This is a genomic window from Demequina sp. (assembly GCF_049841215.1).
In the GTDB taxonomy this organism is placed as follows: Bacteria; Actinomycetota; Actinomycetes; order Actinomycetales; family Demequinaceae; genus Demequina.
This window is the reverse complement of the sequence record NZ_JASGEO010000005.1, coordinates 133,589-146,823: the sequence shown is the minus strand read 5'-3', so window position 1 is coordinate 146,823 and position 13,235 is coordinate 133,589. Positions and strand designations below refer to the sequence as shown.

The following is a 13,235-nucleotide window of genomic DNA, read 5'->3' as shown; positions in this document are numbered from 1 at the left end:
ATATCGTCGGACTGTCTCAATGTTTCTGGTCTGGCCGGGGGTGGTCATCATGCGGGACGGCAACGCAGCGCGTCTGGCGCTCGTCGGCGAGACACTGCTTGAATACAGGCCGTCCAAGGACGACTGCGTCGTGGCGAAGGTGTCGAGCGGCCTGTCGTCGGTCGCGATCGAGACGATGCTTCCCGTGCGTGAGTCGCCGCAGTGGCAGGGCAAGACCTACTACGAGGGCGTCTATTGGTCGTCGACCGCTCGTGGTCACATCCGCTACGAGTCTTTCCTCGAACGCGAGTACTTGATCTCGGCGGACATGGACCTAGAGATCACGGCGATGCAGTGGCAACCATTCATTCTCACGTGGCCGCGTGGAACGCGTGGACACCGCGATCATGTGCCTGACTACTTCTGTCGCCTTGCGTCCGGTGATGGGCTGGTTGTCGACGTGAAGTGGGTTGGCGGTGTTGAACGCAGCGCGCGGCAGTTCGATATGACGCGGGAGGTCTGCACCCAGATCGGCTGGCACTACGAGATCTTCACCGGTCTCCCAGAGCCCCGCCGCGCGAACACACTCTTCCTCAGCGGCTTCCGACAGGATCGCTACCAACCGAGTGCGGACCTCGAGCCACTCATCGCCGAGGTGTGCGCGACGCCCACGACGATTGCGGACGCATTGAACAAACTCAGGTGGATGACCAAAGCGTCGCCGGACGTCATCAAGGGGAACCTCTTCCACGAGATGTGGCGAGGTGCCGTCAGCGTGAACCTTGATGCGCCCCTAGACGAACACACCGTTCTGACTGCCCCTTCCCTGCCTCGAGCCCGGGTTGTGTCGCCATGAGAACCGTTCGCCTGTTCGACTACCTCAGTTATGAGGGCGACTCCTACCAGTTGATTGCGGTGGATGGCGCTGTGCTTGCGCTGAAGTCGCTGAGCACAAATGTGATCAGGCACGTTGGGGTGAGCGAACTGCTCGGGTCCGACTCTTATGAGCCGGATGCACCCGCTCGCATGCCGGCTCTTGAGGATCTGGCTGTGCTCGACCGGCTCGACGACTCGACGCGCGAGCGCACCGAATGGCTTGAGCCACACATCAAAGACATTGCATTTGGGTTGCGCGACGATGCCGCCCTCAAACGTCCGCAGTACGCCGACACACTCACGATGGCGGAGCGCATCGACACGAAGGCGGTGGAGTTGGCGCAGGCGGGGAATCCGATCACCGCGCGATCGTTGCGTCGCTACGCGACTGGATACAAGAGCGAGGGGTTACGGGCGATTGTCGATGGCCGCAAGATGCGCCAGGGCTCTATCGGGGGCTTCCAATCCCCCGCTCTCGTGTCGGTCATCGAACAGGTCGTTGACGAACAGACCGACGACAGTACGGGCACACGTTCACGAGTGATCACGCTCGCTTCCTATCGGGCGCGTCAATTGGGCTTGGATGTTCCGTCTCGCGCGACCATGTACCGGCTTGTCGCCGACGCGGACCGTGGCAAGCACACTTTTGGAGACGCAACGACGCGCCGAAGTCTCGCGAAGAGACCCGCACGCACGCACAGACGGAGCAATCCCGATCGACCTGGCGAACTGGTGGAGATTGACTCAATGAAACTTGACCTGATGGTGCTCTTCCCAGACGGAACGACGGGCCGTCCTGAATTGACGTCGATGATCGACGTTGCCACGCGCACCGTGTGTGCGGCCGTCCTCCTTCCTGAGAGCACCAAAGGTGTCGATGTCGCAGCACTTGTTCTTATACGGGCGCTCACTCCCCTACCGATGCGCCCAGGCTGGTCCGCCGAGATGGAACTCTCTCGCTCCATCTTGCCTGCCGGCATGATTGAGCCTGACGAAGAACTACGCCGCCACATCGCCGCACGCCCGGTCATCTACCCGGACTCGATCTCTATCGACCGCGGCAAGGTTTTTACCGGCAAGACGTTCCAACGTGCGTGCGAGCGCCTGCAGATCTCCGTGACGGCCGTCCCACCCGGGACGCCGACTGCAAAGCCCCACGTAGAGCGTCAGTTCGGTGCGGTCCACACGGGCCTCATCCAGTACCTGAGTGGATACGTCGGCCGCAACACGACACGTCGCGGCGTCGATCCGAGCAAGGAGGCATTCTGGACACTGGACCAGGTGCAGTCGATCCTGGACCAGTGGCTGGTATTGGAGTGGCAACGCAGACCACGCAAGGGGCTCGTTGTCCCGGGCATGCCCAAACAGGCGCTCTCGCCGAACGAGATGTACGCCGCATTGTCGACAGTTGCGCCGACACCCGCGGTTGCGCTCACTCGCGACGACTACATGTCGTTGCTGCCGATGGTGGCGCGGACTGTTCAGCAGTACGGCATCAACCACGAGAACCTGCACTACGACAGCCCGGAGATTCACAAGTTCCGCGGCGTGCGTTCGAGACAGGGAGGACAACTCGGAGATCGCTGGGAAGTCAGGTATGACCCAGCCCGCATGAACGCGATCTACTTCCGGGACCCGTTCGAGGAGCGCTGGATCGAGGTTCCCTGGCGGCTCGCAGGTAAGACCCTTGCACCGTTCTCTGCGGCCGTCCTCGCTGCAGCGGTGGCTGCGGTGAGACAGAAAATTGGCCGTGATTCTGAGGCTATGGTGCTGGAAGAGGTTCTCAGGATCCAGAGCGGTATCGGTGTCACGCGGCGAGAACGGAAGGCCGCGCGGCACCGTTCTGGCTCTAGCGTTCCCGAACTCAGGGTCGTTGAAGATGACGATCTCGACGAGGAAACGCCAACTCCGGAGGTGGCCGACCGTCGCCGCGGAAGGGATCTGCCCGAGCGCCTCATGTGAGCCGAGGAGGCAGTCATGGGCACGACACCCAAGGCGGTACCGAAGACCCTTGCGGATTGGCGCAACTTTGTCGCCTACGAGCGGCATGAGGTCGAAATTCTCTCGGTGGCCGAGCGCGACGCGCTCCCCGCAGGCGAAAGAGAGACCTACGATAACGCGCGGCTTCAAGCAGTGAATGAGGCGATGGTGCTCCGTACGCCCGACCTCGACAAACTCTCGCGGGAATTACGCCTTTGCCTGGGCATGGCCGTTGGCGACCAGTTCACTGCGCGGCAGGGGCTTGCAGTGTCTGGCGTTCAAAGGTTGGGCAAGTCCACTGCGGCGATGTACCTCGGCCGCAGCCACGAGCGGACTCAACGTACGGTGCACGATCGCGCTCATGACACAAACTTTGCGCCGGTGCTGTACGTATCGACGCCGCCGGAGTCCACCCCTCGTCAACTGATGAGTGCTTTCGCTCGTACCCTCGGACTGCCCGTGGGTAGTCGCGTGTCAACGGATGCGCTCATGGGCCAGGTCACCCGAGTGATCTCCGAACTTGGCACCACCCTCATCATTCTCGATGAGATACAGAATCTGAGCACGCGGGCGTCTGCCGGCATGGCCGCCGCGAACATGTTGAAGGCATTCTCGGAGACCCTGCCCGCTGTTTTCATGTATGTGGGCGTTGAGTTGGAGAAGTCCGATCTTCTTGCTGGTCCCATGCAGGAGCAGATCAATGGCCGGTTGTCCGTCGTCCATATGGAGCCGCTCCCCCATGGCACTCAGTTGGACCGGGATCGCTGGGATGAACTGGTCATGCAGTTTGAAGAGTGGTTTCCCCTGGCCGAACACGTTGTGGGATCTCTTGGCGGGGCCTACGAGTGGCTCTACGGTGCGAGCGGTGGCGTGCTCGGATCTCTCAGGTCGATTCTGAGAGCAGCCCAAGTTGCCGCAATCCTAGACGGTGTGGAGTTCGTCGATCAGGCGCGAGTCGAAGCGGCAATGATCGACTTCCGCGCCCAGCGAAATCTCAACGAGAGCCTCAAGAAGCCACGCAAGGGACAACCTGTCGCCACGAGATCGGGCACAGGACCACAGGCGGCGGCGTGACTACTGTCCAGCCGTTGCCATTGCGAGTGCGCGTCTTCGCAGGGGAAGACGTGGACTCGTATGCCCGGCGGCTCGCCGCAAGGAACTACACCACCGTCAGTGACATCGAGCACGCTCTCAAGTCCGAAGGAGCCGTGTCATCGTTGGGCCCCAAGCGCGGACGTCTTCGCCTCCAAGTGTGGCGAGACCTCGGAGTGTTGTCGCCGCATGCGTTCGCCAGCGCTGTGTCCGTTGAGCGCCACCCCGTGCGCGTGAGGAAGTTGTGTCTCTTGTGCACCCACGGCGAAGTGGTCTATGGCCGCATGCCCCAGGTCGGCCTTGTGTGCGTCAAGCATCATCGCTGGCTGTCGACATCGGAACCTTCGGTAATGCACCTAGAAGCGGCGTGGAGAGCGGAGCGTTTCTTCCGACGGAAGATCGCGCCTTCCGGGGTGCTGTACGACGCCCCGATCATGCAGATTGCGCTACATGCGGCGGTTGCTGGAGTGCCTGGAGATGTGGTCGAGGCCCGGCGCCAAGTCAGTGGTGTCGAAGAGGTTCACCCGCTGGTCTACGCCGAACAGGTCGCGATTGCTCGAATGCTGTGCCGGCCAGACATTGTGGGACCCGCCACAAGTCCAGAGTTCGACATCCACGAGCGCCATGAAGTGGCGCGCGTAGCCTTCGACGCGGCGCTCGCTGACGTCCGGGGTGCCCGAGGGTGGGCGGCGCATCGCGAGGTTGACACTGCGTTGTCGCGGATCACCGAATTGCGCCGACCCTACCGCGACGGTACGGACACATATGAGCAAGACGAGTACGGCATACTCCGCTTCGCACTGGCGCATGCAACAGCGTCCTAGCCGTGGCGCGTCCACGTGGTTGGAGACAAGTCGTGTGCGCGCACGTTGGGTGGAAATCGTGAACAACATGGACCGGGGCTTGACGACCGCACCACTCCCCTGACGACCGTTGGACGGCCTGGGCCGGGCCGCTAGCACTGGCCGAACACCGTCACGTCGGATCGCGCACTTTCGCCCCGGATTTCCAAACTGCATAGCCAACCACCTGGCAAAGGGTCGGTCCGAGATGCTCCGAGTGAGTTCGCGCCGACCCGAGGAAGCCAACTCCCAGGGCGTGCGAAGCGTGCCGACCTAGTAGCACCGCGCTGGCTCGTGCTCTTTCGGGCTGTCGCACCAGGAACTTTCCGAGTGCCGATGACAGCGGGGTTGCAGTCTTAGCCGAGAGCCTCTCCCGCCATCGCAAAGCAGTGCTCCCGCTGCGATGATGGTCCTTTGCGTGATCGCCGCATGCGCGAACTGCACCGCGATGTGGCGCGACTTGCAACGTGGTGTCTCGCCGGTGTGCGGAAGTTGCGTCGACGGCGAAAGAATTCCAAGTCTTCTCGGCACGCGAGGCTACCGCAGCGCAACAGGTCAGCGGTCGAGTTTGGCCGCCGGGACGCCGCGATTGACCTGATCAAAACTACCACACAATTACGCATCTAGCAGGAATGATAATACTTCCTCTAGCAAGGGTTGAGGGTTCAGGCTTGTCTCAAGAGCACATCCGGAACCTAGGTGAGTGACATGACCCAAGACACCAAAGACTCCCCCATCGCCGTCGTCGATCTGCCGACACAACCCGGCCTGTATCGACTGCTCTCATCCTCGTCCACCGTCTACTACGTCGACGCGCGAGGACCATACGTCCCTGAGATGTATCGCGCGCATGGCGCGGTTGGCTCCGCCTCCTACCCCCACGACGACACGTGGGTCAGACTCACCTCGCTGGAGTCGATCTGCGTGTCGGTGGACATTGATGGCAAGGCGGTGCCACAGCGTCGCGGGCTCAAGGACTCTGAGTACTGGAAACTGATCGTCGGCCGCCGCCACCAGTTCGACTTCCGCGTGCCTGGCGGCTATCTCGACACCACCGACTTCTGGAGGATTCAGCGGGTGCTTGAGCGCATCGAACGCCTGGATGAGATGCCTCCCGAGGGTGAACGCACTGTCGAAGCGCGCGTGCCACATCCGCCAGGGGCGTAGTGGTGGACGAGATCGAGTGGCCTACGCCAACCCAGTGGCTCGCCAGCATCGGGGTACGGCCGCGCACCTGGACACTGCCAGAGCCGTACCTGCCAGACGTCCGGCTCGACGAGCCTGGACTGTACGCGGTCTACAGCGACTCTGCGTCGGTCTACTACTTGGACACTCGCACCCCTGAGTCGCCGATGCTTTACCGCGCCCGCGGCGTAGGGCACACGCTGGTGAAGCAAGACGACGACCAGTGGCTGCCCCTCACCAGCGTGACCGCCATCCCGGCGTTCCTGCTCGACCCAGACGACGAGGGAGAGATGTGGGCGCTCAGCAACATGGTGCCGAACGTCGTCAGCGTGGGGTGCCGCCACCGGTGGACGTACATCTCAGGGGCGACCGACATCCGCGGACCCATCCCGCTGTTCATCTCACGCACATGCGAGACGATCGTGCGCCTCAATGAGATGCCACACGGGGGCGAGTGGACCATCAGGGAGCGGTGGACGCCGAAGGAGTCCCGCCCATGACCGGGGCTGCCGAAAGCGCGCTGACGGACGTCGACCTGCTCACTGACCCAGGGGTCTACGCGCTGTACTCGGCGCGCCGCACCGTTTATTACGTGGACGCGCGGGAAGTTGATGCGCCGCGGCTGTTCCGGGCGTACGGTGGACCGCCGTCCGACCCCTACAGCGACCTCGACGACAGATGGCTGCACCTCCTGCTAGTAACCTCCTGGCCAAGTGGGAGGGACGAGCGAGGAGTCCCCTACGTCCGTGAGGAACAGGTCAACTGGGATGACTACGTCGACTGGCGGCTACGAGTGGGCCGTGTCCACAGGCTCCGCTTCCTGCCGCGCCGCTCAGCGCAACTCCCTTTGTGGTGGACCCAGGGACTGCTCACCGGGATCGGACTTGCGACAGAGTGGCCCGAGCCGTGAGCGGGTCGGCACCGAAGCCCGTCCGCGTCCTCCTCGACATCGACGGAGTGCTCAACGTCGAAGCACCCGGCCGTGGCACCCTTCCCTATGAGTGGTCAGCGGCGTCGTGGCGGCGACGAGGTGTCCGCGTGGACGGCTTCATGTCTGCGCTGCCGATCGTCTGGTCGCGTGAGGCTATCCGCGCTCTGCGCCGCATCGAGGCACTCCCTGGCGTAGAGATGATGTGGTGCACCACCTGGCGCACGCAAGCGTCCGACCTCTTTGGTCCGCTTGTCGGTATCGGAGAGGATTGGCCTTTCGCAGACCAGGCCGGCAACAGAGAGCCTCACAGGCGCGGCTGGTGGAAGGCGGTGGCGGCGCGCGAGGCTCTCGCAGCCGGGTATCGGGTCGTCTGGATCGACGACGAGATCGCCGCTCACAGATCCGTTAGGGGTCAATCGGCGCCGGAGAATCGCCTCGAGTGGATGCACACCGATTCGCTGTTCATGGTGTGCCCGATAAGCGGTTCGGGCCTACTCCCAGAGCACGTCGAGGCGATCCTCACGTGGATCACTAGCGGCGAGAGGCCCGACTGATGACTGACGACCCCTACGCCGCTCTGCGCCGACTGGACGCGCTCCACCCCGATCTGTACCTGCTCACAGCCGTGTGCATGACAAGCGCGCTCGCGTACCACGGGCTTGGCGACGCCGTGCCTGAGCAGCCCATGGATCTGGCTGCACCGCGGGGCATCCATGTGCCCGTCCGCGCCCGCCTTGATGGCATTGCCTGGCACGCGTTCGGCGGGCGGTCCTTCGAGGTTGGCCGCGAGGAGCACGCGGAGGGCGATGGCTTCCCGGTCTTCATCTACTCCGCAGAGCGCGCCATCGTCGACGCGTATCGGCTGAAGCGCTACATGGGGCATGAGGCTGGACCAGCGGCTCTCGCGCGGTGGCGGCCCGCAGACGACACGCAGGTCGGCGTCCTCATGCTGATGGCGATGCAGACCAACGCAACGCTGCGCCAATTGCTCCGCGACCTCCCTTCGTCGATGGCCACAGGCAAAGGCCCGGATAGATGACCGCCCGCGAACGCACAACACTCGTCGGCCTCCTCGGCGCACCCACGGCCGGGAGAGCGTGATCCGCAACGCCCTGCGTGAGTTCGCCACCATGGGCATCGACACCATCATCCAGGTCGGCGATATGGGCATCGGGCAGGGCGCCGCCGATGGCCTCATGTGGGATCGTCTTGAGTCAACGCTGGTGAAGCACGAACAGACGACGCTCGTGGCCCCCGGCAATTATGAGGACACCGACCAGATCGATGCTAGTCGCTCTCGCGGTGCCGTTGGTCGGCTGTCGAAGTGCAGGCCCTGCGTGTGTGGGGCTCTAGTCAGATGACTCTCGAAGACCGATCGCGCGGAAATACGGGCGGGGTTCCGAGGCTTGATGGATGCGAGCGAGTCCAAAGCCTCGCTTCTCCCAGGCTGCGAACCACTTGCTGGACCTCGAGAAGGTTAGGAATCCTTGAGGACCCTGAAGGGGTTGGAGACCGGTGCTAGATAGGAAATTCCGACCGCAAATCCAGCGTAAGCAAGCCATGCTGCGCCTGCGTAACCCAAGGAGACGGCGACAGACCGTGCATCGAGCGGTCCGCCTGCCAATGCAAACGCGGCCACCAAGCCCCACGCCACCCCGAGAGGTATTGCCCAAATGGTCGGTGCCAAAGACTCGACGCATAGCACGCCCGCAGTGGCGCGGCGATTCGACCCACTGAGCCGGTAGACAGCCATCTCCCTGCGCCTGGCGAGCAGAGTGGTTGCTAGGACCGCGGCCGCCACGACCGCCGCAATAAGCCAAGGAAGGGCTGAGGCGAACTGCATCCAGTAGCGGTGAGACGAGAGACCGTAGGTGCCGTCGTTTAGGAAACGACCGATCGCAACTGGAGACCCAGCGAACGCGACGCGCGCCGCCTCTTCGACAGCCTCCACCTGGCCGGGAGCCGCGGCAATCCAGCATTCTGCGAGCGCGCCCGAGTTTGCGCTCGGAACTGCGATGCTGGACTGAAGTGCGGACAGCGGAACGCTTTCCGGCACTCTGTCTCGCAAGCGCACTAAATGGCCGTCTCGTAGGACTAGCAGACCTTGACCCGACATTTGATGTACTGAGGCGACATCACTACCGACCGCTGGAGACGTCGGCGCAGCGTCTCCCATCCAAACGCGAAAGGCACCAGGCGAAACCGCGGTCGTGGGAATCACGCCGCCATCCAGTGCGGTCCAAGAGGGTCCGCTGGAAAGGTATTGACCGCCGGCCGCCACCACGAAATCCCGGTTGTTTAGCGCTTCGCAACGTCTGACAGAGAGTCCGCTCTCTGTCGAGGCGGTGGCGACCACGACATCCCGCCCTGCGAGAACTTCCTCCCGGTCCATTCTCGCGGCGCCGTTACCGACCAGCGCTGTCGCGCAGACGAGGGCGGCTGTGGCAATGCCAACACTTAACGCAGCCACTGGCGCCCGATGGCGCATGTTGCGAGCGGCTTCGAGGATCGCGCTCGTGGGTCTCATGTGGTGCCCCAAATAACCTTGCCACGTTGGAGGGTCACGATCGTATCCGCCAACTGTGCAATGCGCAGATCGTGCGTGGCCATGAGAACGGCTGCCTCTTTCATCTCCGTGAAGAGGGTCTCGCAGACTGCTCGGCCGGTGTCGTAATCGAGACTTGCCGTAGGTTCGTCCGCAAGCACGACTGCGGGGCGGGTCACCAGTGCACGCGCAATCGCGACTCGCTGTGCCTGCCCGCCTGAGAGGTGTCGCACCTGCTGACCGCCATAGTCGGCGAGGCCAACTCGCGATAGCGCAGCACGCGCAACTGGCGCCGCGTCTGCATGTGTCGCACCCCGGGCAACCAGCGGCAACGCGACGTTGTCCAGCGCCGTGCGCCGGGAGAGCACAGAGGGACCCTGGAAGATCCAGGTGATGTCGTTGCTCTCATTGCCATCCGGCCGCCCGTTGCGAGCGTCACGACCTACCGACACCGTACCGCCCGTTGGCTGGAGCATCCCTGCGGCAATCGACAACAAGGTGGATTTGCCCTCGCCGGACGGTGCCATTAGCGCACACGTTTGACCGGCTTCGAGTTGGAGGTTCACTCCGGTGAGCACCCACGGGCCCCGGTTAGAATACCTAAACGTAACCGCGTCGAGGACTAGTGACATGTGCGAACTGTCGGGCTCGCGGAGGTCGGAATGAGCGCATCACGGCCTTCCAGGTCCTCGCGCGGAGCGATCGCGACTTGTTCCGCGAGCCCGAGGGGGAACGGCACAATCTCTACGAATTTAGGCACGCCACCTTCTTGACTTCGAAGCATCAAGCAAGCCTTGCCATCATCGGCGACGACGACGGCACTTGCAGGGAGAATCTGGACGTCCACCGGCTCCGCAGACTCAAGCGCACCGGTCAACGGTGAACCGTCCTGACTGAGGCCGAGGACCGCGAAGTCTTCAGGATGCAGTGCCGTAAACTCGCCGGCGTCGAGTCGGACATCAAATACGTGCCCGTTCACCCGCAGCGAGTAGTCGCCGTCAGGAAGCCTGGACGCGTCCTCCGCCTGGATGAGTACTCCCGACACTTCGGGAGCCCATGTAACCCAGTCCTCGCCAATAGTGCCCGTCCAACCCGGCTCAAGCCCGATGCTCTGGACAATGGGATGTCCTGGGGGAATGGGCGTCACGGTGGCGACGTGGAAACACGTATCGGATCTACCAACGTGAATGCGAGCATTGAGCCGCTGAACTCCCTTCTCAGTGGCGGCGCCAAACCGGCCATCCACACGTCCTTCCAAGAGCGTCAATCTCTTGAGCAGACGCTGCAAGGTCTTCACATCGGGCCCAGTGTCGCCGCGGCAAAGGTCGCGATACAGCGTCGCCTCGGAGGTCGGCTGATAGGCGATGCGCGTCACACCCGAAAGACCGTATAGCCGATCTCCGGTTGCCACGGTGTCGCCCGCTCTGAGGTAAACGGCACTTATCGTGCCGGGGTCCGACGCTGGTGCGACCACCGTGGGCGCGAGCGCCGTAATAGTGACCTTCGCGCTTGCATTCATCGTTAGCGAGGTCGTCTCGATTGGCACCCCGTTGTCGCTGTCGGGCGCGCTATCGGACACAACTTCATCGGAGACTCGATGCGCCACGTACGCAGCCGCTGCGATCGGTGCGAACACTAAGGCTATTCCCAGTATCCCAACGATGACTGGTCTCGATTTTGCGCGCCTGCGCATTAGCCTTCGCTACCCGCGGCGTCCGGCCAGAGAGTGAAATAGTACTTGTCAACACAGAGGGCCCACGCGTTGTCCCACTCTTCGTAAGGGCCGTTGTCGGCGGTGAGCGCCGTCATCATCGCCTTCTGGTCTTGACCCAGGCTCACTCCGTCGACTCGTCCTCCCGAAGAGGTCATGCAACTCTTCCACTTCTCGAACTGGGCTTCCCGCTCGGCCCCCTGGGCCAAGTGAGATGCCTGGTAGATTTGGTCGAGAGGGCCAACCCACTGGGCGAGGCACTCGTCTGTCTTGGCCGCTGCGGCGTTGGCGTCGTCACCGACGCCGTACGAGGCCGTCAGTGAAAATCCGCCGGAGTTCGCGCTGACCACTGCCACTTGCCAGCCGTCCTTCTTGACGCAGCCTGCTGCGTGATCGTAGGCGTCACGGAGTTCCGCGTCGCTGACTTCACCGTCGGCTGCAAGTTTGCGCTGGTAGTCGTTGAGAGACGTACCCGACCACGAATTTATCTCGTGCCCGTTCGTCTCCGTTGCCGTGCAACCAACGATTGCACCCAACGCGACGAACATGCCCACTACACCCGCGTAGCACTGCAGTCGTGTCATGGTTGGCGCCCCCTCGATACCTCGCCCTGATGAATTGCGTCTAGGTCACTAAATATCTCGTACGTCCTCGGCGTGCCAGTGTGACACGCCGAGGCCGTACGAATCGGCAACCTCAGCACGTGATTCCGGTGCTGGGGGAGAACGTGGTTGACGAGCGCGTGAAATTGTCCGTCCCATCGCCTCGCGTGCGGTACGAGTCAGTCCCGTGGCCGTTGCAGTTGTACGACGCGATGACCGTGTTGGTAGTGGTGGTGCTCGTACCATTTTGCGTCTTGCGAGTGGTCCAGACGCCGAGCACGGACTCTTGCGCCCGTGACTCCGCGTAAGACGCGATCAGTCCGTAGCCACTTGGGCACGTCAGCACAGTTCGTGCCTTGACGTAGTCACCGTCTCTCAGTGGCAGATAAGCGGCGGTGATGCAACCGACCGGCGGGTCGGCAGATGCGGGCGTCGCAACTGCAACCCCCAGCGCGAGAATGGTCAGTGCGCCAAGCGCACGTAGTCGGTTCTTCATTGTTGCCCCCTTGCTCTTGATATCGGAGACGGGCGGATGCCCGCCACGTCGAGATTTACCAGTTGCCACGGGCGGTAGCCACTGGAGGCCACCACAACTTTGTCGCCATCGCTCAAAGTGTGGAATTGCCAACAGATTGTCAGGAATCGGCTCATTCGGACATACGCGCGATGCTGGCGGAGCGCCTGAAGAGCCGTGCGGCGAATCTCACACCGCCTTGCCGCTCTCGACGCGTGATTGGGTATCTCGAGCAGCGCGCGAAACCTCATACTGCTCGCGGGCGACTCGCGCCCGCGCAACCGAAAGGTTCGCGCTGTCAAACTGAGGAGGATGAACCATGCAACAAGGAAGTTCACGAGCGAAGCGACTCGTCGCGTTCGCCGCCGCCGCGATCGCGCCCGCTGTCCTGATGGCGACGCCGGCCGCTGCCGATACTCAAGGCGAGCAAGTCTGTTGGCTGAATGCCGATACTGGAGCGTTTGCTTGTTTCGATACGTACGCGGAGTTCGTTGCCGCGAGCGGCGTCGCGCCGATTGCGACCGCACCGCTTGGCCCCAAGTCCAAATCGAGCCTCACCAGCGAGGCAGTCGCGATCGAGCCGTACGCGTCGTACTACATCGCAACGTTCTATGAGGACGCTTCCTACGGTGGTGCCAGCGTCAACGTGACCTCGTCGAACTCGACGCTGTGCGTCGGGTACCACTACTACGGGTCCTCGATGCCTTCTGGGTGGAATGACCGCGTCTCGTCCTTTAAAGGCTACGGAACATGCAAGGTCAAGTTGTATAAAGACGCCGCCTACGGTGGCGCCACGTACGGACCGTTCGCAAGTTCGAGCAGCATCGGCTCCATGAACGACGAGGCGTCGTCCTACCAGGTGTACGCCACGAGTTGACGAAGTCCATCAGTTCGCAGTGCGCCCCAGGCCTCGCTGGGGCGCACTGAGCTTTCTTGTCACGATTACGCGCGCCGCGACATCTAGTAGCGAAGGAGGTC

Annotated in this window: 16 protein-coding genes; 11 read left to right on the top strand and 5 right to left on the bottom strand. The window is 62.8% G+C overall.

Annotated features, from left to right (window positions below; genetic code table 11):
* Nucleotides 1-49 precede the first annotated feature (49 nt).
* The 10 genes from QM618_RS01570 (at nucleotide 50) to QM618_RS01525 (ending at nucleotide 8,246) form a co-directional block, all read left to right on the top strand.
* Complete coding sequence (locus QM618_RS01570; RefSeq protein ID WP_428093942.1) at nucleotides 50-835, top strand: TnsA-like heteromeric transposase endonuclease subunit; 786 nt, start codon at nucleotides 50-52, stop codon at nucleotides 833-835.
* Nucleotides 832-2,817 (top strand): Mu transposase C-terminal domain-containing protein, encoded by a 1,986-nt coding sequence (locus QM618_RS01565; RefSeq protein WP_428093939.1) that lies wholly within the window; start codon nucleotides 832-834, stop codon nucleotides 2,815-2,817. Before QM618_RS01570 ends, QM618_RS01565 begins: the two co-directional genes overlap by 4 nt.
* 15 nt (nucleotides 2,818-2,832) lie before the next feature.
* On the top strand, nucleotides 2,833-3,909 hold the full coding sequence (locus QM618_RS01560; RefSeq protein ID WP_428093935.1) for a TniB family NTP-binding protein: 1,077 nt from the start codon (nucleotides 2,833-2,835) through the stop codon (nucleotides 3,907-3,909).
* Nucleotides 3,906-4,751: a hypothetical protein gene (locus QM618_RS01555; protein WP_428093932.1), complete on the top strand. Its 846-nt coding sequence runs from the start codon at nucleotides 3,906-3,908 to the stop codon at nucleotides 4,749-4,751. Before QM618_RS01560 ends, QM618_RS01555 begins: the two co-directional genes overlap by 4 nt.
* A gap of 726 nt (nucleotides 4,752-5,477) precedes the next feature.
* The gene (locus QM618_RS01550; protein WP_428093929.1) at nucleotides 5,478-5,936 is read left to right on the top strand and encodes a hypothetical protein; all 459 of its coding nucleotides are present in this window, start codon (nucleotides 5,478-5,480) and stop codon (nucleotides 5,934-5,936) included.
* A gap of 2 nt (nucleotides 5,937-5,938) precedes the next feature.
* A complete protein-coding gene (locus QM618_RS01545) occupies nucleotides 5,939-6,454 on the top strand; it encodes a hypothetical protein (protein WP_428093926.1) in 516 nt (171 codons plus the stop codon).
* Entirely contained in the window at nucleotides 6,451-6,864 is a 414-nt protein-coding gene (locus QM618_RS01540; protein ID WP_428093923.1) for a hypothetical protein, read from the top strand. Before QM618_RS01545 ends, QM618_RS01540 begins: the two co-directional genes overlap by 4 nt.
* A complete protein-coding gene (locus QM618_RS01535) occupies nucleotides 6,861-7,439 on the top strand; it encodes an HAD domain-containing protein (protein WP_428093920.1) in 579 nt (192 codons plus the stop codon). Before QM618_RS01540 ends, QM618_RS01535 begins: the two co-directional genes overlap by 4 nt.
* Complete coding sequence (locus QM618_RS01530; RefSeq protein WP_428093917.1) at nucleotides 7,439-7,924, top strand: type IV toxin-antitoxin system AbiEi family antitoxin domain-containing protein; 486 nt, start codon at nucleotides 7,439-7,441, stop codon at nucleotides 7,922-7,924. Before QM618_RS01535 ends, QM618_RS01530 begins: the two co-directional genes overlap by 1 nt.
* Before the next feature lie 58 nt (nucleotides 7,925-7,982).
* Nucleotides 7,983-8,246, top strand: coding sequence for a hypothetical protein (locus QM618_RS01525; RefSeq protein ID WP_428093914.1), 264 nt, complete (start codon nucleotides 7,983-7,985; stop codon nucleotides 8,244-8,246).
* 116 nt (nucleotides 8,247-8,362) lie between these two features.
* On the opposite strand, the gene QM618_RS01520 is transcribed toward QM618_RS01525, so the two are convergent.
* The 5 genes from QM618_RS01520 to QM618_RS01500 form a co-directional block, all read right to left on the bottom strand.
* The gene (locus tag QM618_RS01520; protein WP_428094486.1) at nucleotides 8,363-8,728 is read right to left on the bottom strand and encodes an FtsX-like permease family protein; all 366 of its coding nucleotides are present in this window, start codon (nucleotides 8,726-8,728) and stop codon (nucleotides 8,363-8,365) included.
* 680 nt (nucleotides 8,729-9,408) lie between these two features.
* The gene (locus QM618_RS01515; RefSeq protein WP_428093910.1) at nucleotides 9,409-10,062 is read right to left on the bottom strand and encodes an ABC transporter ATP-binding protein; all 654 of its coding nucleotides are present in this window, start codon (nucleotides 10,060-10,062) and stop codon (nucleotides 9,409-9,411) included.
* Complete coding sequence (locus QM618_RS01510) at nucleotides 10,053-10,976, bottom strand: peptidoglycan-binding domain-containing protein (protein WP_428093902.1); 924 nt, start codon at nucleotides 10,974-10,976, stop codon at nucleotides 10,053-10,055. The genes QM618_RS01515 and QM618_RS01510 overlap by 10 nt, the downstream gene beginning before the upstream one ends.
* Before the next feature lie 146 nt (nucleotides 10,977-11,122).
* The gene (locus QM618_RS01505) at nucleotides 11,123-11,725 is read right to left on the bottom strand and encodes a hypothetical protein (RefSeq protein WP_428093899.1); all 603 of its coding nucleotides are present in this window, start codon (nucleotides 11,723-11,725) and stop codon (nucleotides 11,123-11,125) included.
* Between the two features lie 112 nt (nucleotides 11,726-11,837).
* Nucleotides 11,838-12,239 carry a hypothetical protein gene (locus QM618_RS01500; RefSeq protein WP_428093896.1) on the bottom strand — a complete coding sequence of 134 codons (402 nt, stop codon included), beginning with the start codon at nucleotides 12,237-12,239 and terminating at the stop codon, nucleotides 11,838-11,840.
* A gap of 337 nt (nucleotides 12,240-12,576) precedes the next feature.
* On the opposite strand from QM618_RS01500, the gene QM618_RS01495 reads away from it, so the two are divergent.
* Complete coding sequence (locus tag QM618_RS01495) at nucleotides 12,577-13,134, top strand: peptidase inhibitor family I36 protein (RefSeq protein WP_428093893.1); 558 nt, start codon at nucleotides 12,577-12,579, stop codon at nucleotides 13,132-13,134.
* The last annotated feature ends 101 nt before the right edge of the window (nucleotides 13,135-13,235 follow it).